Genomic DNA, 16,561 nt, shown 5'->3' on the forward strand with positions numbered 1-16,561 from the left:
GGGGCCCCCGGGGGCCGCCCCCCCCCCCCCCCCCCCCCCCCCGCCCCCCGCGCGTGCCGCCCCACGCCCCCCCCCCCCCCCCCCCCCTCAAGGGGGAGGGTAATGCCGGCGCTCTCCTCATCCATGCCTGGCCGGATCGGGTCGCCAAGGCGCGCGGCGAGCGTGGTCGCTTCGTGCTGGCCAACGGCTCGGGCGCCATGCTCGACGCCTCCGATCCGCTGGCCGGCGAGACCTGGCTTGTCGTCGCCGACCTGCAGGGCAAGGCGCACAACGCCCGCATCACCGCGGCGGCAGCCATCGACGAGGCCGACATCCGTGCCGCGCTGGCGGAAAGGATCGAGACCCGCCGCGAGGCGAGCTTCGACCGCGACAGGCGCGCGGTGCGGGTGCGCGAAACGGTTCGCCTCGGCGCCATCATGTTGTCCGAACGCATGCTGCCGGCGCCGACCGGTGCCGACGCAGACAGCGCCATTCTCGGCGCCTTGCGCGAACACGGCCTGTCCCTGTTGCCGTGGAACAGGGAGGCGGAGATGTTGCGGCAGCGGCTCGGCTGGCTGCATCGCGGCCTTGGCGCACCATGGCCCGATGTCTCCGATGCCGCGCTCGCCGAGCGCCTCGACGACTGGCTGCTGCCGTTCCTTTCCGGCGCCGCATCCTTTGCGGCAATCGATCCCAGCGTGCTATCGCAAGGCCTGATGACGCTGGTGCCGCACGAATTGCAGCGCAAGATCGACACATTGGCGCCGACCCACTTCGACGCGCCGTCGGGCAGCCGGCTGCCGATCCGCTATGACGGCGAATGGCCGGTGCTGGCGGTTCGCGTGCAGGAGCTGTTCGGTCTCGACCGGCACCCCGCGATCGCCAACGGCACTGTGCCGCTGACGCTCGAATTGCTGTCGCCGGCGCATCGGCCGATTCAGACGACGCGCGACCTGCCCGGCTTCTGGCGCGGCTCCTGGACCGATGTGCGGGCAGAGATGCGTGGCCGCTATCCCAAGCATGTCTGGCCGGAGAACCCGCTTCTCGCCGCCGCCACCAGCCGCGCCAAGCCGCGCGGTACCTGATGCTTCGAGGCTGTCATCCCGAACGGAAGGCAAGCTTCGGCAGTTTTCGGAAAAGACCTCCGGCTGTTTCCCCTCTATAATCGTCGGCCATGATAAACATTCTGCACGCACCCGACTTCCAGCAAAGCCAGCGGCTGCGCCTCAATACGCTGATCAGGTTGCGCTGGCTTGCCATCGTCGGCCAGAGCCTGACCGTGCTCGTCGTCGCTTACGGGCTGAAATTTCCGCTGCCGGTCAGCATGTGTTTTGCGCTGATCGCTTGTTCGGCCTGGATGAACCTTTTGCTGACCTTCCGCTATCCGGCGGCGCATCGGCTTACCCCGTTCTCGGCCTTCGCCATCCTGACCTTCGACAGCCTGCAGCTTGCCGGCCTGCTCTACATGACCGGCGGCCTTACCAATCCGTTTTCGCTGCTGATGACCGTGCCCGTCGTCGTCTCGGCGACGTCGCTGCCGCTGCGGCTGACCGCCATGCTCGGCGCGCTGGTGATCGTGGCGGCGACGCTGCTGGTCTTTTACCACCTGCCGCTGCCCTGGCATGAGGGCGCGCCATTGGCGATGCCGTTCGTCTATGTCGCCGGCATATGGATGGCGGTGTTCTGCTCCATCGCCTTTACCGCGATCTATGCCTTTCGGGTGGCCGAGGAGGCGCGGCTGCTTGCCAACGCGCTTGCCGCCACGGAATTGGTGTTGCAGCGAGAGCAGCATCTCTCGGCCCTCGACGGCCTCGCGGCGGCCGCCGCGCACGAGCTCGGCACGCCGCTCGCCACCATCACGCTTGTCGCCAAGGAGATGGAGAAGGCGCTTGGCGAAGATCCGAAATACGGCGAGGACGTGAAGCTGCTGCGTTCGCAGAGCGAGCGCTGCCGCGAAATCCTGAAGCGCCTGACCAGCCTTTCCTCCGAGAGCGAGGTGCACCTCTCGCGTCTGCCGCTGACCTCGCTGGTCGAGGAAGTGACGGCGCCGCACCGCGATTTCGGCATTTCGATCAAGCTTCGGCCGGGCGAGCGCATCGGCCCGGAACCGGTGGGCCGGCGCAATCCCGGCGTCATTTACGGCCTCGGCAATCTGGTCGAGAACGCCGTCGACTTCGCCCGCAAAAGTGTGACAGTGCGCTGGAAATGGAATGAGGCCGCCGTCAGCTTCTCGATCATCGACGACGGGCCGGGCTTTCCCCCGGAGATCATCGACCGCATCGGCGAACCCTATATGTCGACGCGCCAGGGCACCGAAGCCGGCGGCGGCCTCGGCCTCGGCTTGTTCATCGCCAAGACCTTGCTCGAACGCTCCGGCGCGACGCTCGATTTCCGCAATTCGAGCGAGCCCGGCGAGGGCGCTATCGTGCAGATATCGTGGCCGCGCAGCGTCTTCCTCAATCCCGAGCAGGCTTCGGCCACCATGTTCGACACGGCCTAAATTGGACAATAGCCTTGCGAAACTATATTTGCGTAAAAATCAGGCAGCAGGATTTTCAGCACGATGAGTACTGACGAAACGATTGGCGCAATGGTCGAAGGCGAGGACACCTCGCTGCTGATCGTGGACGACGACAAGCCGTTCCTGACGCGGCTTGCCCGCGCCATGGAAACCAGGGGTTTCGTGGTCGAGACGGCGGAGAGCGTCGAGGAGGCGGTTGCCAAGGCGCGCGCCAATCCGCCCGCCTATGCGGTGGTCGACATGCGGCTGGCCGACGGCAACGGCCTCGACGTCGTCGCCGCGATCCGCGAGAAGCGCGACGATGCCCGCGCCATCATCCTCACCGGCTACGGCAACATCGCCACTGCGGTGACGGCGGTAAAGCTCGGCGCCATCGATTATCTATCGAAGCCGGCCGATGCCGACGATATCTTTGCCGCCCTGACCCGCACGGCGGGCGAACGCGCAGCGCCGCCCGAAAATCCCATGTCGGCCGATCGCGTGCGCTGGGAACACATCCAGCGCGTCTACGAAATGTGCGACCGCAATGTCTCGGAAACCGCACGCCGCCTGAACATGCATCGCCGCACGCTGCAACGCATCCTCGCCAAGCGCGCGCCGCGCTAAAGGGCTCCCATTACAGGCTTGCCCGGCCAGCGCTGTTTGCGCATCATCGCTTGGCGGTGTCGGACCTTGCCGCTGATATGACGGAGGCGACATGCAGGACGAAAAGCGGCTGGTCTCAATGCTGCGCGAATTCCTCGACAGCGAGGCGGCCGGCGGCCTCATCCTGATGGCTGCGGCGGCCCTGGCCCTGATCGTCGCCAATTCGCCGCTGGGCGAGGCTTATTTCTCCGCCCTCCATGCCTATCTCGGACCGCTCAGCGTCTCGCACTGGATCAATGACGGCCTGATGGCAGTGTTCTTCCTGCTGGTCGGCCTGGAAATCAAGCGCGAGATGCTCGACGGCCAGCTCTCGACCTGGCCGCGCCGCGTGCTGCCCGGCATCGCCGCCGCCGGCGGCATGGCGGTGCCGGCACTGGTCTACGTCGCCATCAACCGCAACAATCCAGCCGCTCTGTCCGGCTGGGCGATTCCGACCGCCACCGACATCGCCTTTGCGCTCGGCGTGCTGTCGCTGCTTGGCAGCCGCGTGCCCGGCTCGCTGAAGATATTCCTCACCGCGCTTGCCATCATCGACGATCTCGGCGCCGTGCTCATCATCGCGGTGTTCTATACCAGCGGCCTCTCGCTCGCCTATCTCGGCGCCGCCTTTGCCGTCATCGCGCTGCTGGTGGTGCTCAACCGCATGCGCGTGCTGACGCTGCTGCCGTACGTCTTGCTCGGCATCGTTCTGTGGGTTTTGGTGCTCAAATCGGGCGTCCATGCGACGCTCGCCGGCGTTGCACTGGCCCTCACCATCCCATTGAAGATCTCGCCCGGCAGCGGCCACGATCTCGACCATTCGCCGCTGCACCGGCTCGAACACGGCCTGCACAAAGTCGTCGCCTTTTTCGTCATCCCGATTTTCGGCTTCGCCAACGCCGGCGTCTCGCTCGGCGGTCTCAGCGCTGGCGCGCTGGCCGAGCCGCTGACGCTCGGCGTCGCCGCCGGTCTCGTCGCCGGCAAGCTGGTCGGCGTGTTCGGGTCTTCCGCGCTTGCCATCCGGCTCGGCTTCGCCGATCTGCCGGTCAATGCCGGCTGGCTGCATATGGTCGGCATTTCGCTGCTCTGCGGCATCGGCTTCACCATGAGCCTGTTCATCGGCCTGCTCGCCTTCGCCAGCGACGTCGCTCTGCAGGACGCGGTCAAGGTCGGCATCCTCGCCGGCTCCTTTATTGCCGCGCTCCTCGGCGCCGCTGTGCTGCTGGTGGCGCCCGCCGCAGGCGAGCCGGAGGAGGCGGAAGAATAGTCGCGCCGCGCTTTCAGCCGGCGCCTTGTGCCCGCGACCGTCCCCCGGCCCTTCGCAGGCTCAGGGCGTTCGAAGCTCGAAAAGCCAAGCAATTGGCTTTTCGTCCGCTACGCGGACCGCTTCTCACCCGTGCGCAACCATGACGTGGCGGACGGCTGTATAGTCCTCCAGCGCGTAGAGAGACATGTCCTTGCCGTAGCCGGATTGCTTCAGTCCGCCATGCGGCATCTCGTTGGTCAGCATGAAATGGGTGTTGATCCAGGTGCAGCCATATTGCAGCCGGGCCGCCGTCGCCATGGCGCGCGAAACATCCTTGGTCCACACCGACGACGCCAGGCCGTAGTCAGAATCATTGGCCCAGTTCACCGCTTCGTCGACTTCGGAAAAGCGGGTGACCGAGACCACCGGGCCGAACACTTCGCGGCGCACGATCTCGTCCTCCTGCAGCGCGCCGGCAACGACGGTCGGCTGGTAGAAGAAGCCGGAGCCCTCGCCCGGCTTGCCGCCGGTGGTGATCTCGATGTGCTTGAGCTCGGATGCGCGCTCGACGAAGCTCGAGACGCGGTCGCGCTGGCGGCGCGAGATCAGCGGCCCGATTTCGTTCTCGGTATCGTCGGGGCGATCATACTTGATGGTTGAGACCGCAGCGGAGAGGTCGGCGACGAGCTTGTCGTAGATCTTCTTGCCGGCATAGATGCGGCAGGCGGCGGTGCAGTCCTGGCCGGCATTGTAATAGCCGAAGGCGCGCAGGCCGTTGACCACCGCACCGAGATCGGCGTCATCGAAGACGATGACCGGCGCCTTGCCGCCGAGCTCGAGATGCGTGCGCTTGACCGATTTGGCGGCGGCCTGCAGCACCTTCTTGCCGGTGGCGACGTCGCCGGTGATCGAGATCATGTTGACCTTCGGATGGTTGATCAGCGTGTTGCCGACGCTGTCGCCGCGGCCGAGCACGACGTTGACGACGCCTTCCGGCAGGATCTCGGCAAGGATTTTTGCCAGCTTGAGCGCAGTCAGCGGCGTCTGTTCCGACGGCTTGAAGACGACGGTATTGCCGCCGGCAATCGCCGGCGCCAGCTTCCAGGCCATCATCATCAGCGGATAGTTCCACGGCGCGATCGACGCGACAACGCCGATGGCGTCGCGGCGGACCATCGAGGTGTGACCGGGAATGTATTCGCCGGCGACCTGGCCGGGCATCGAGCGCACCGCGCCGGCAAAGAAGCGGTAGCAGTCGACGATCGCCGGGATCTCGTCATTGAGCACGGCATTGATCGGCTTGCCGCAGTTCAGCGCCTCGAGCGCCGCGAAATCCTGTGCAGCAGCCTCGATGCGATCGGCGATCTTCAGGAGATAGCCGGCGCGCTGCGCCGGCGTGGTGCGCGACCAGGTGACGAAGGCTTTTTCGGCGGCAAGCACTGCCACCTCGATCTGCGCTGGGCTGGCCTCGGGCAGATTGAAGATGGTCCCCCCGGTCTTCGGGTTGAGGATCGGTTCCTCGGTCTCGGTGCCTTTTTCGAATTTCGAGCCGATCAGCATCTGCGTGTCCATGGAAGTCTCTCCCTTATGAACGAGATCATTTGCCCGAACCGGCGATCTGGTCGCCGTCGCGGGTCAGGTAATAGGCAGCGAGGATGGGAAGCAGCGTCACCAGGACCACGACCATCGCCACGACATTGGTGACCGGACGCTGGCGCGGACGGATCAGCTCTTCGAGCATCCAGATCGGCACCGTTTGCTGCTGGCCGGCGGTGAAGGTGGTGACGATGACCTCGTCGAAGGACAGCGCAAAGGCAAGCATGCCGCCGGCCAGCAGCGCGGTTGCGATGTTGGGCAGCACGACATGCCGAAAGGTCTGGAAACCGTCGGCGCCGAGGTCCATCGACGCCTCGATCATCGACCCGGACGTGCGGCGGAAACGGGCGACCGCATTGTTGTAGACGACGACCACGCAGAAGGTCGCGTGGCCGAGCACGATCGTCCAGAACGAGAACGGGATTTCGGCCAGCGCGAAGGCCGAGCGCAGCGCAATGCCGGTGATGATGCCAGGTAGCGCGATCGGCAGGATCACCAGCAGCGAGATGGTTTCGCGGCCGAAGAATTTTGTGCGGGACACGGCGGCGGCGCAGAGCGTGCCGAGGACGAGCGCGATGGCGGTCGAGATCGCCGCGACGCGCACCGACAGCGACAGCGCCTGCCAGACGTCGGGGCGGTTCCAGGTGACGGCGAACCATTGCGTCGTCAGCCCCGGCGGCGGCCAGACGAAGCTCTTCTCCTCGGTGGTGAAGGCATAGACGAAGATCAGCACAATCGGCAAATGCAGGAAAAGCAGGCCGCCGGTGGCGGCGAGCTTCAGGCCGAGAGGCGCGGATGGGCCACGGTCAGAGCGCATCGAAAGCCCCCATGCGCTTGGCGCCCCAGAGGTAGAAGCCCATGATGACGATGGGAACCACGGTAAAGGCGGCGGCGAGCGGGATGTTGCCGGCAGTGCCTTGCTGCGAATAGACGGCCTGGCCGATGAACAGCCGCGAGGTACCGATGATCTGCGGGATGATGTAGTCGCCGAGCGTCAGCGAGAAGGTGAAGATCGACCCGGCGACGATGCCGGGCAGCGCCAGCGGGAACAGCACGTTGCGGAAGGTCTGGCCGGGCGAGGCTCCCAGATCGGACGAGGCCTCGACCAAATTGCCCGGCACGCGCTCGAGTGCGGCCTGCACCGGCAGGATCATGAAGGGCAGCCAGACATAGACGAAGACGATGAAGGTGCCGGTTGAGGAGACCGACAGCGAGTTGCCGCCGACGACCGGCAGCGATAGCCAGGCATCAAGCAGCCACAGAAGATGCAATTTGGCCAGCAGCCAGGTCAGGATGCCTTCCTTGGCGAGGATCAGCTTCCAGGCATAGATCTTGACCAGGTAGCTCGACCACAGCGGCAGCATGACGCCGAGATAAAACAACGCCTTCCAACGGCCGCGCGCATAGCGCGCCGCGTAATAGGCGATGGGAAAGGCGATGACCGCCGACGCGAGCGTCACCAGCGCCGCCATCGTCACCGTGCGCAGGATGATGTCGAGATTAGCGGCCTGCAGCAGGTCGCCATAAGTCTTCAGCGTGAACTCGCGGTTGATGAGGCCGGAGAACTCGTCAATCGAAAAGAAACTCTGCAAAAGCAGCGCGAAGAGCGAGCCGATATAGACGATGCCGAGCCACAGAACCGGCGGCAGCAGCATGAGCAGGAGCAGGAATTGCGGCCGGCGCCAGAAGAGGTCGGAGAGCGCGCCGCGTACCCCGCCACTGCCCGGCAGGATGGCAGGCGCCGTGGCCCGCGGCATGGCAGCGTCAAGGCTCATCCCAGCTCGTCCATCAAATGCAAATGCTCGCGGTTGAAGGTGAGCACCACCGCCTCGCCTTCCCGGGGCAAGGCAGCACCCGCCGGGACGATGGCATGCAGCCGCAAGCCCTCTGCATCGAGCGCCACTCTTGTCGTGGCGCCGAGATAATTGGTCGAGACGAGGCGGGCGGCAACGCCTTCGCCGTTGGCCCGGCCAATACGGATGGATTCGGGCCTGAGACTCCCCCAGCGATGCTGGCCGGCATAGCGCTGGACGAAATCCGGCGGCAGCACGTTGGACGAGCCGACGAAGTCGGCGACGAAGCGGGTCTTGGGACGCTGGTAGATGTCTTCCGGCGTGCCGATCTGCATGATCTTGCCGTCGTTGAACACGGCGACACGGTCGGCCATCGACAGCGCTTCGCCCTGGTCGTGGGTGACGAACACGAAGGTGATGCCGAGCGCCTTCTGCAGCGATTTCAACTCCTCCTGCATGTTTTCGCGAAGCTTGAGGTCGAGCGCGCCAAGTGGCTCGTCGAGCAGCAGCACCTTGGGCTGGTTGACCAGCGCCCGGGCGAGCGCGACGCGCTGGCGCTGGCCGCCGGAAAGTTGGCCGGGGCGACGCGCGCCGTAGCCGGGAAGCCGCACCAGCGCCAGCGCCTCTTCCGCCGCCTTTTGCCGCTCCGGTCTGCCGACGCCCTTGACCATCAGCCCATAGGCGACGTTGTCGAGCACGTTGAGATGCGGAAACAGCGCATAATCCTGGAACACGGTGTTGACGTTGCGGCGATAAGGCGGCACGCCCTCGGCGCGTTCGCCGAAGATCGAGATCGAGCCCCCCGTCGGCTGCTCGAAACCGGCGATGAGGCGCAGGCACGTCGTCTTGCCCGAGCCGGAAGGCCCGAGCATGGCGAAGAACTCGCCCGGCACGATGTCGAGATCGACCGCGTCGACGGCACGCACGCTGCCGAAATGGCGGGAGACTTTTTGGAAGGAAACGGCGGAGGTCATGGGCTGTCCTGATCTGTCAGGCTCATTAAATTTCAGGCGGTTGCGCCGCCCCTCATCCGCCTGCCGGCGCCTTCTCCCCATATAGTGGACGGGGAGAAGGGAGGCGCTCCAACGCTGGCGACCCCGCGTTCTTCACGGGGAGAGGGTAAGGGTGAGGGGCAGCGCCGAGCTTAGTAGGTGAGACGAACTCACCGCCCGCCGATGACGCCGATATAGTCCGACACCCAGCGGTAATAGGGCACGCACTGATCGTTCTGGGTGGCGCATTTCGAGACCGGCGTCTTCCAGAACTTGATCTTGTCGAAATTGTCGTAGCCGTTGGTCTTGCAGCCTTCTTCGCCGAGCAGTTCGTTGCCCTTGCAAGCGGCGGGCACCACCGGCAGCGAACCGAACCAGGCGGAGACGTCGCCCTGCACTTTCGGCGACAGCGAATGCTCGATCCACATGTAGGCGCAGTTCGGGTGGGCAGCATCGGCCTCCATCATCGTGGTGTCGGCCCAGCCGGTAACGCCCTCCTCGGGGATAGTCGAGGCGACCGGCTTCTTGGCCGCGATCAGCGTGTTGACCTGGTAGGGCCAAGAACCGGAGGCGACGACGCCTTCGTTCTGGAAATCATCGACCTGGATGGCGGCGTCGTGCCAATAGCGTCCGACCAGCGTACGCTGGACCCGCAGCAGGTCGAGCGCGGCCTTGTACTGGTCCTCGGTCAGTTCGTACGGATCCTTGATGCCGAGCTCCGGCTTGTGAGCCATCAGGTAATTGGCGGCGTCGGCGATGTGGATCGGCCCGTCATAGGCCTGGACGCGGCCCTTGTTCGACTTGCCGTCGGGAAGCTTCATTTCCTCGAAGACCACGTTCCAGCTCTTCGGCGCCTCCTTGAACACTTCGGTGTTGTACATCAGCACATTCGGCCCCCACTGATAGGGGACGCCGTAATGGACTCCGCCGACGGTGAACCAGGGCGCATCCTTCAGCCGGTCGTCGACCGTCTTCCAGCTCGGTATGAGGTCGGTGTTGATCGGCTGGACGCGCTTGCCGGCGACCAGGCGCAGCGAGGCATCGCCCGAGGCGGTGACCAGGTCGAAGCCGCCTTCGTTCATCAGCGAGACCATCTCGTCGGAAGTGTTGGCGGTCTTGACGTTGACCTTGCAGCCGGTTTCCTTTTCGAACGAAGTGACCCAATCATAGCCCTTGTCGGTTTCGCCGCGCTCGATATAGCCCGGCCAGGCGACGATATTGACCTCGCCTTCGCCCTTGCCGAGCTCCTTGACCTGGGCGATGGCCTGGCCGGAGAAGCTCAGCGCGACCGTCAAGGCAGTGCATGATTTCAGCAATGAATTCATCGTCGATCTCCCATTTTTGCATGACCTCGAAACCGGTTTCGGTTTTCGGAAGAAGATCATGCGCCCGTTCAAAAACGTTGGATGCGCGGCTCTGAAGGGCCGTGCTCCGGCGGCAGCTTTGTTCCCTGATCGAAAAGTGCTGCGAAAATTCCGGTTTCGCAAATTCATTTATCAGAAAGCCGATATCGGTTTTTCCGATACGTCAGCGGCCGATCTTCTCGGGCCGTTGGCGCACCATGCGGTGCGACTGGGCGAGTCCGATGAAGTCGCGCGCTGCCTGCGGCAGGCCGGAGCCGCGCCGCCAGACCATGCCGACCTGGACGACCGGCAACGACCCCGAAATATCGCGCGATTCGATGCGGTCGCCTTCCAGCGACCATGGCCGGTAGACGAGGTCGGGCAGCAGTGCCACGCCGGCGCCGGTAGCGACGAGGCTGCGCACCGCTTCGACCGAGCGGGTGCGGAAGGCGACGTGCGGCTTGGCGCCGATCGCCGTCAGCAGCTTTCCGGTATTCTCCTCGATCTCGTCGACGGTCAGCATGATCAGCGGTTCCGAGGCGATGTCGCCGATGCCGATGATGTCGGCGCCGGCCAAGGGGTGGCCGAGCGGCAGCCACAGCCGGTAGGCCGAGACTTCGAGGATTTCGGACTGCAGTGCCGTGCGGTCGCGCAGGTTCGAGGTGACCATGACGGCAATGTCGAGCTTGCCGCCAATCAACAGGTGCTCGAGATAGTCGCCATTGTCCTCGATCGCCGAGACTTCGACACCCGGATAGGCGCGGCGATAGCGGGCAAGAAGATCGGACAGCACATAGCCGGCGACCAGCGAGGTGACGCCAAGTTGCAGCCGCCCGCTTGCCGCGATCCGTTGGCCGAAGAAGGCGCGGCGCGCATCGGAAACGTCGGCCAGGATCTTTCTCGCATGGCGCAGGAACTGGTGACCCTTGTGGGTGATGTTCAGGCCGCGCGGATGGCGTTCGAACAGTTCGACGCCGAGATCGTGCTCCAACTCCTTGATCGCTTCGGTGACCGAGGATTGTGAGATCGACAGGTTCTGGGCGGCGCCCGACACTGTGCCCTGCTCGGCGACGGCGATGAAGAACTGCAATTGGCGGATGGTGAAAGCCATGGCTGGACTAAACACGGCAGAGGCGGCGCTGGGAAGTGGGATGCTGGTGCCGATCTCCCGATAGAGCTCAGCCCTCGCTTCCGCCGTCCGCAATGCTGAGCCGCGCGCCGGCCTGGGCGAGGGTGGCGGCGATGTCGTGCGGCGGCGGCCGGTCGGTCGCGAGTTCGGAAAAGCCGCCGAAGCCGCAGACCTGAACAAGGCCCTGGCGGCCGAATTTGCTGTGGTCGGTGACGACAAGCGAGCGCTGGCCGCGCGACAGCACCATGCGGGCGAATTCGGCCTCTTCCAAATCATAGTCCATGACGCCGGTGACGGCATCGACCGCACCGGTCGATATCACCGCATGGCTGACGGAAAAGCGGCTGACAAATTCGATGGCCGAGACGCCAAAGGCAGCACCGGAATCGCTGCGTAGCTCGCCGCCGGCCATATAGACCTTGTTGCCGTTGACGGTGGCCAGTGTGCGGGCGATGTCGGAGGAGTTGGTGACGACCGTCAGCCGCCGGTGGCCGAGCAGTTCCCGGGCCAGGAATGAGGTGGTGGTGCCGGTGTCGAGCATGATCGATTCGCCGTCGCGGATGGTGGCGGCGACCATGCGGGCAATTGCCCGCTTGGCATCGGCGTTCTCGCGCATGCGCCGCTCGAACGGCGCTTCACCGGCAATCGACGGCAGGCCGACGGCGCCGTGCATCTTGAGGATGGAACCGTCGCTGGTCAGTGGCTTGACGTCGCGGCGTACCGTCTCCAGCGAGACGCCCAGCCGGTCGGCCAGGCTGGCAATGGTAACAGTGCCTTCCTCCTTGAGGAGGCGCAGGATTTCGCCATGCCGCTTCGAGTGGACCATCGGTTCCATCCGGCCGGATTGTTGCAATATTGACCGTTTCTACGGCATAAATGCCACTAACTCCAAGGAATTTAGCAAAATTCGGGCAAAAAACCAGAAAACACCACAATTTCGCGTTGACAACGTCTCCAGCGTGGCGCGACATTATCGCTGTGACAGGCTCGGAACGGAGGACGACGGCTGAGCCGCACGAAAAATCGCCTGCCCGAACGCCCGGGAGATCGTCGGGTGCAAGGGTGCCGAAATTCAGGATCCGCGGGGGCGGATGCCGGCGTCGAAGAACCCGGCACAAAGGGGCTCGTCGGTGCGGTGCGGGATACCGATCCCGGGATCTGCACCGACGAGATCTTCGCGTTGCCGCCATTCCTCCGTCCGATTGTCATCGCTGGCCAGCCGTGACATGCGTAGAAAATTGACCCAATGTTGGACGAGATCGTGACTGTCGAAGACCGCATCCGTGCGCTGCCTTGCTGGACCGGCAGCATCGACATCGCGCCGCTGCCGGGCGGGTTGAGCAATGCCAATTATCTGGTCAAGGACGCGGCCGGGCGGCACGTCGTGCGGATCGGCCAGGATTATCCGTTCCACCATGTCTTTCGCGAGCGCGAGATGATGACCGCGCGAGCAGCGCACGCGGCAGGCTTCGCTCCCGCCGTCCGCTACACCGGACCCGGCGTCATGGTGACGGAGTATCTCGGCGCCAAGGCCTATGTCGCGCAAGACGTGCGCGCCGATCTCGGCCGCGTTGCCGCGTTGCTGCGCGGTTTCCACCGGGAGATGCCCGGTCATGTCTCCGGCGCCGGCTTCATGTTCTGGGTGTTTCACGTCATTCGCGACTATGCGCGCACGCTGGAGGAAGGCCGCAGCCGCAAGCTGGGCGAACTGCCGCGCCTGCTGACGCTGGCGGACGAGCTCGAGCGCGCGCAAAAACTGCTGCCAATCGTCTTCGGCCACAACGATCTTCTGCCGGCTAACATAATCGACGACGGTCACAGGCTGTGGCTCATCGATTTCGAATATGCAGGCTTCAACACCGCGATGTTCGACCTTGCCGGCGCGGCGTCGAATGCCGGCATGAGCGACGAGGAGTCCTTCGCCTTCCTGACCGCCTATTTCATGAAGGAGCCGGACCCGGCGATACGGCGCTCGCACGCCGCCATGCAATGTGCCTCGCTGCTGCGTGAGGCGATGTGGGGCATGGTTTCCGAGCTTTACCTCGACGCGCCCGGCGTCGACTACGCCGCCTACGCCGACGAAAATCTGACGCGGCTCGAAGCCGCCCTGGAAAACTACAGGACAAAATACGGGACGGGGACATGACCTTGCCGTCCCAGGCCGGGATCGTCGTCATCGGCGGTGGCATCATCGGCTGTTCGACGGCCTATCATCTGGCGCGCGACCACAAGGCCGAAGTCGTGCTGCTCGAACAGGGCAAACTGACGTCGGGCTCGACCTGGCATGCTGCCGGGCTGGTCGGCCAGCTGCGCTCGTCGGCGTCGATCACGCGCGTGCTCAAATATTCGGTCGATCTCTACAAGGGGCTGGAGGCCGAAACCGGCCTCGCCACCGGCTGGAAGATGACCGGCTGCCTGCGCCTCGCCACCAATGCCGACCGCTGGACCGAGTATAAGCGGCTGGCAACGACGGCAAAGAGCTTCGGCATGGATATGCATTTGCTGTCGCCGGCCGAGGTCAAGGAAATGTGGCCGCTGCTGGAAACCGGCGACCTCGTCGGCGCCTCCTGGCTGCCCAGCGACGGTCAGGCAAGCCCTTCCGACATCACCCAGTCGCTGGCCAAGGGCGCGCGCATGCATGGCGCAAAATTGTTCGAGGAGGTGCGGGTCACCGGCTTCGAAATGAGAGACGGCCGCATCACCGCGGTGAAGACCAGCAAGGGCGATATCGCCTGCGACAAGGTGGTGAACTGCGCCGGGCAATGGGCGCGGCAGGTCGGTGCGCTGGCCGGTATCAACGTGCCGCTGCAGCCGGTGAAGCACCAGTACATCATCACCGAGAGGATCGACGGGTTGGCGACCGACGCGCCGACGATCCGCGACCCCGACCGCCGCACCTATTTCAAGGAGGAGGTCGGCGGGCTGGTGATGGGCGGCTACGAGCCGAACCCGCAGGCGTGGACGACCGGTCTGCCGGGCGGCGATGTGCCGGACGATTGGGAGTTCCGGCTGTTCGACGATGATTACGATCATTTCGAGCAGCATATGAGCCAGGCGATCGAGCGTGTCCCGGCGCTCGCCAATGCCGGCGTCAAGCAGATGATCAACGGGCCGGAGAGCTTTACGCCGGACGGCAATTTCATCCTCGGCGTGGCGCCGGAATGCCCCAATATGTTCGTCGGCGCCGGCTTCAATGCCTTCGGCATCGCGTCCGGCGGCGGCGCCGGCTGGGTGCTGGCGCAATGGGTCGTTGACGGCGAGGCGCCGCTCGATTTGTGGGTGGTCGACATCCGCCGCTTCTCCGATCTGCATCGCGACAGGAAATGGGTCGGCGACCGCACGCTGGAAGCCTATGGCAAGCACTACACGATCGGCTTCCCGCATGAGGAATATGTCAGCGGCCGGCCTCGCATCGTCTCGCCTCTGTACGAGCGGCTGCAAAAACATCGCGCCGTGTTCGGCTCGAAACTCGGCTGGGAGCGGCCGAACTGGTTCGCGCCGGAGGGCGTCGAGCCGAAAGACGTCTATTCGATGGGCCGGCAGAACTGGTTTTCACCCGTCGGTGACGAACATCGCCATGTGCGCGAAAAGATCGGCATTTTCGACCAATCGTCGTTTGCCAAATACGAAATGACCGGAGTGGACGCGCTGAAGGCGCTGGACTGGATCTGCGCCAATGACGTCGCCAAGCCGGTCGGCAGGCTGACCTACACGCAACTCCTCAACACGCGCGGCGGCATCGAGGCCGATTTGACCGTGGCGAGGCTCGGTGAGGAGAAATTCTATATCGTCACCGGTACCGGTTTCCGCACGCATGATTTCTCCTGGATTGCCGATCATATCGGCAGAGAGTTCGACGTGACGCTGACCGACGTCACCGAGGATTTCGGCACATTGTCGCTGATGGGGCCGCGCGCCCGTGAGGTGCTGTCAGCGGTGACCGATGCCGACGTCTCGAACGCCGCCTTTCCGTTCGGCCATGTTCGCGAGATCGCCATTGCCGGCCACGCCGTGCGGGCACTGCGCGTCACCTATGTCGGCGAACTCGGCTGGGAACTGCATGCGCCGATCGCGGCGACGGGCGAGGTTTTCGATGCGCTAATGACGGCGGGCGCTGTCCACGACATTCGCCCGGTCGGCTACCGGGCGCTGGAATCGCTGCGGCTGGAAAAAGGCTACCGCGCCTGGGGCGCCGACATCACACCCAACGACACGCCGCAGGAGGCCGGCCTCGGCTGGGCGGTGAAGCTCAGGAAGAACACCGATTTCCTCGGCCGGCGGGCGCTTGAAAAGCTCGATGGCTCGACGCTCAGGAAACGCTTTGCCGGCTTCACTGTCGACGATCCGGATGTCGTGCTGCTCGGGCGCGAGACCATCCTGCGCAACGGCGACGCCGTCGGTTATCTCACCAGCGGCGGCTATGGCTACACCATCGGCAAGAACATCGGCTACGGCTATGTGCGCAATGCCGATGGCGTCAGCGATGATTTCCTAGCCTCCGGCGACTACGAGCTCGTGGTCGCAATGGAACGGACGCCGGCTAAGATCCATCTCGAGCCGCTTTACGATCCGACGGGAGCAAAGGTGAAGGCGTAGAGCCTTCCGGTTTCAGCCTCAGTTCACGATGAGCACCAGCCCCCGGCTGGGCACGGTATCGGCCTCGCCTGGCATCGAAACATAGGGCGGCGTCTCTTCGGCGCGCGTGACGGTGCCTTGCGCCTCGAGCTCGGCGATCCGGGCGGCAAACCCGCAATCCCACAGCGTGTTCTTCACTGTCAGCACGATCACCCCGCCCGGCCGGCAGATGCGGATCAGCTCGTCCAGACCCTCGGCCCCGACATGGCCGGACGTGAAGACGCCGGCTGAGATGATCCCGGCATAGGCATCGTCCACGAAGGGCAGCGGTCCGCCAAGCGCCAGGCAGTGCAGCGCCGAATAGACGCCCTTGCGCGCGGCTTGCGCCAACATGCCTTCCGAGATGTCGAGGGCTTCGACCTGCGGATAACCGGTGATGGCAAGCCATTCCCCGATGAGCCCGGTGCCGGCGCCGGCATCGAGCAGAGGTGCTGCGCCGCGCGGCAGATGGCGGGTCAGCAAGGCAAGGCAGATGGTCGGATGGCGGTAGCCGGCCGCCGACATGTCGGCGTCATAAGTGCCGGCCCACCTGTCGTAGAGCGCCGCGACGTCTTCCGGCCGCTTCGCCGCGTAGGCTGCGGCGAGCGCGCTCTGCTGTTTGCTGTCCGTCATCGCTTTCCGTCGCCTGGTATCGATCCGTAATGCGATCATAGCCAAACGGCGAAAACTGTGGAACCGTCATCGTCGCAATAACACGGGGAAA

Annotated in this window: 14 protein-coding genes; 6 read left to right on the forward strand and 8 right to left on the reverse strand. The window is 64.7% G+C overall.

Annotated elements, in window-relative coordinates; all coding sequences use genetic code 11:
- The 4 genes from AC0L2X_RS18735 to nhaA all read left to right on the forward strand — a co-directional run.
- A partial coding sequence (locus AC0L2X_RS18735) for an ATP-dependent helicase C-terminal domain-containing protein (protein ID WP_473600253.1) occupies nt 1-1,064 on the forward strand: 1,064 nt, incomplete at its 5' end.
- 89 nt (nt 1,065-1,153) lie between these two features.
- Nucleotides 1,154-2,479, forward strand: coding sequence for an ActS/PrrB/RegB family redox-sensitive histidine kinase (locus AC0L2X_RS18740; protein WP_473557564.1), 1,326 nt, complete (start codon nt 1,154-1,156; stop codon nt 2,477-2,479).
- A gap of 63 nt (nt 2,480-2,542) precedes the next feature.
- Nucleotides 2,543-3,106 carry an ActR/PrrA/RegA family redox response regulator transcription factor gene (locus tag AC0L2X_RS18745; RefSeq protein ID WP_023676342.1) on the forward strand — a complete coding sequence of 188 codons (564 nt, stop codon included), beginning with the start codon at nt 2,543-2,545 and terminating at the stop codon, nt 3,104-3,106.
- Nucleotides 3,107-3,197: 91 nt separating this feature from the next.
- Nucleotides 3,198-4,391 carry a Na+/H+ antiporter NhaA gene (gene nhaA / locus AC0L2X_RS18750; RefSeq protein WP_473557562.1) on the forward strand — a complete coding sequence of 398 codons (1,194 nt, stop codon included), beginning with the start codon at nt 3,198-3,200 and terminating at the stop codon, nt 4,389-4,391.
- Nucleotides 4,392-4,514: 123 nt separating this feature from the next.
- Here nhaA and AC0L2X_RS18755 read toward each other — a convergent pair whose 3' ends face one another.
- The 7 genes from AC0L2X_RS18755 to AC0L2X_RS18785 all read right to left on the reverse strand — a co-directional run bounded on the left by AC0L2X_RS18755 (nt 4,515) and on the right by AC0L2X_RS18785 (nt 12,049).
- Nucleotides 4,515-5,942: a gamma-aminobutyraldehyde dehydrogenase gene (locus AC0L2X_RS18755; RefSeq protein WP_473557559.1), complete on the reverse strand. Its 1,428-nt coding sequence runs from the start codon at nt 5,940-5,942 to the stop codon at nt 4,515-4,517.
- A gap of 25 nt (nt 5,943-5,967) precedes the next feature.
- Nucleotides 5,968-6,783 carry an ABC transporter permease gene (locus AC0L2X_RS18760; RefSeq protein ID WP_473557558.1) on the reverse strand — a complete coding sequence of 272 codons (816 nt, stop codon included), beginning with the start codon at nt 6,781-6,783 and terminating at the stop codon, nt 5,968-5,970.
- A complete protein-coding gene (locus AC0L2X_RS18765) occupies nt 6,773-7,723 on the reverse strand; it encodes an ABC transporter permease (RefSeq protein WP_473557836.1) in 951 nt (316 codons plus the stop codon). Before AC0L2X_RS18765 ends, AC0L2X_RS18760 begins: the two co-directional genes overlap by 11 nt.
- Before the next feature lie 14 nt (nt 7,724-7,737).
- Nucleotides 7,738-8,733 carry an ABC transporter ATP-binding protein gene (locus AC0L2X_RS18770; protein WP_473557557.1) on the reverse strand — a complete coding sequence of 332 codons (996 nt, stop codon included), beginning with the start codon at nt 8,731-8,733 and terminating at the stop codon, nt 7,738-7,740.
- A gap of 188 nt (nt 8,734-8,921) precedes the next feature.
- Nucleotides 8,922-10,076 carry an ABC transporter substrate-binding protein gene (locus AC0L2X_RS18775; protein ID WP_473557555.1) on the reverse strand — a complete coding sequence of 385 codons (1,155 nt, stop codon included), beginning with the start codon at nt 10,074-10,076 and terminating at the stop codon, nt 8,922-8,924.
- A 202-nt stretch (nt 10,077-10,278) separates the two neighbouring features.
- Nucleotides 10,279-11,205 (reverse strand): LysR family transcriptional regulator, encoded by a 927-nt coding sequence (locus AC0L2X_RS18780; protein ID WP_473600254.1) that lies wholly within the window; start codon nt 11,203-11,205, stop codon nt 10,279-10,281.
- Between the two features lie 67 nt (nt 11,206-11,272).
- Nucleotides 11,273-12,049 (reverse strand): DeoR/GlpR family DNA-binding transcription regulator, encoded by a 777-nt coding sequence (locus AC0L2X_RS18785; protein WP_473557551.1) that lies wholly within the window; start codon nt 12,047-12,049, stop codon nt 11,273-11,275.
- 435 nt (nt 12,050-12,484) lie between these two features.
- On the opposite strand from AC0L2X_RS18785, the gene AC0L2X_RS18790 reads away from it, so the two are divergent.
- Together AC0L2X_RS18790 and AC0L2X_RS18795 are read left to right on the forward strand one after the other, a co-directional pair.
- Nucleotides 12,485-13,369, forward strand: coding sequence for a phosphotransferase (locus tag AC0L2X_RS18790; RefSeq protein WP_473557834.1), 885 nt, complete (start codon nt 12,485-12,487; stop codon nt 13,367-13,369).
- Nucleotides 13,366-15,819 (forward strand): GcvT family protein, encoded by a 2,454-nt coding sequence (locus tag AC0L2X_RS18795; RefSeq protein WP_473557548.1) that lies wholly within the window; start codon nt 13,366-13,368, stop codon nt 15,817-15,819. The genes AC0L2X_RS18790 and AC0L2X_RS18795 overlap by 4 nt, the downstream gene beginning before the upstream one ends.
- 18 nt (nt 15,820-15,837) lie before the next feature.
- Here the strand turns inward: AC0L2X_RS18795 and AC0L2X_RS18800 are convergent, their stop codons facing one another.
- Nucleotides 15,838-16,470, reverse strand: coding sequence for a class I SAM-dependent DNA methyltransferase (locus AC0L2X_RS18800; RefSeq protein ID WP_473557546.1), 633 nt, complete (start codon nt 16,468-16,470; stop codon nt 15,838-15,840).
- Nucleotides 16,471-16,561 lie beyond the last annotated feature (91 nt).

The sequence above is a fragment of the Mesorhizobium sp. WSM4828 genome (genome assembly GCF_055811175.1).

Excerpts from the sequence above, each read along its gene's own strand:
- AC0L2X_RS18800 (WP_473557546.1), bottom strand. The coding sequence starts at position 16,470 with ATGACGGACAGCAAACAGCAGAGCGCGCTCGCCGCAGCCTACGCGGCG.
- AC0L2X_RS18745 (WP_023676342.1), top strand. The coding sequence starts at position 2,543 with ATGAGTACTGACGAAACGATTGGCGCAATGGTCGAAGGCGAGGACACC.
- AC0L2X_RS18795 (WP_473557548.1), top strand. The coding sequence starts at position 13,366 with ATGACCTTGCCGTCCCAGGCCGGGATCGTCGTCATCGGCGGTGGCATC.
- AC0L2X_RS18780 (WP_473600254.1), bottom strand. The coding sequence starts at position 11,205 with ATGGCTTTCACCATCCGCCAATTGCAGTTCTTCATCGCCGTCGCCGAG.
- AC0L2X_RS18775 (WP_473557555.1), bottom strand. The coding sequence starts at position 10,076 with ATGAATTCATTGCTGAAATCATGCACTGCCTTGACGGTCGCGCTGAGC.
- nhaA (WP_473557562.1), top strand. The coding sequence starts at position 3,198 with ATGCAGGACGAAAAGCGGCTGGTCTCAATGCTGCGCGAATTCCTCGAC.
- AC0L2X_RS18740 (WP_473557564.1), top strand. The coding sequence starts at position 1,154 with ATGATAAACATTCTGCACGCACCCGACTTCCAGCAAAGCCAGCGGCTG.
- AC0L2X_RS18755 (WP_473557559.1), bottom strand. The coding sequence starts at position 5,942 with ATGGACACGCAGATGCTGATCGGCTCGAAATTCGAAAAAGGCACCGAG.
- AC0L2X_RS18770 (WP_473557557.1), bottom strand. The coding sequence starts at position 8,733 with ATGACCTCCGCCGTTTCCTTCCAAAAAGTCTCCCGCCATTTCGGCAGC.
- AC0L2X_RS18765 (WP_473557836.1), bottom strand. The coding sequence starts at position 7,723 with ATGCCGCGGGCCACGGCGCCTGCCATCCTGCCGGGCAGTGGCGGGGTA.
- AC0L2X_RS18785 (WP_473557551.1), bottom strand. The coding sequence starts at position 12,049 with ATGGTCCACTCGAAGCGGCATGGCGAAATCCTGCGCCTCCTCAAGGAG.
- AC0L2X_RS18760 (WP_473557558.1), bottom strand. The coding sequence starts at position 6,783 with ATGCGCTCTGACCGTGGCCCATCCGCGCCTCTCGGCCTGAAGCTCGCC.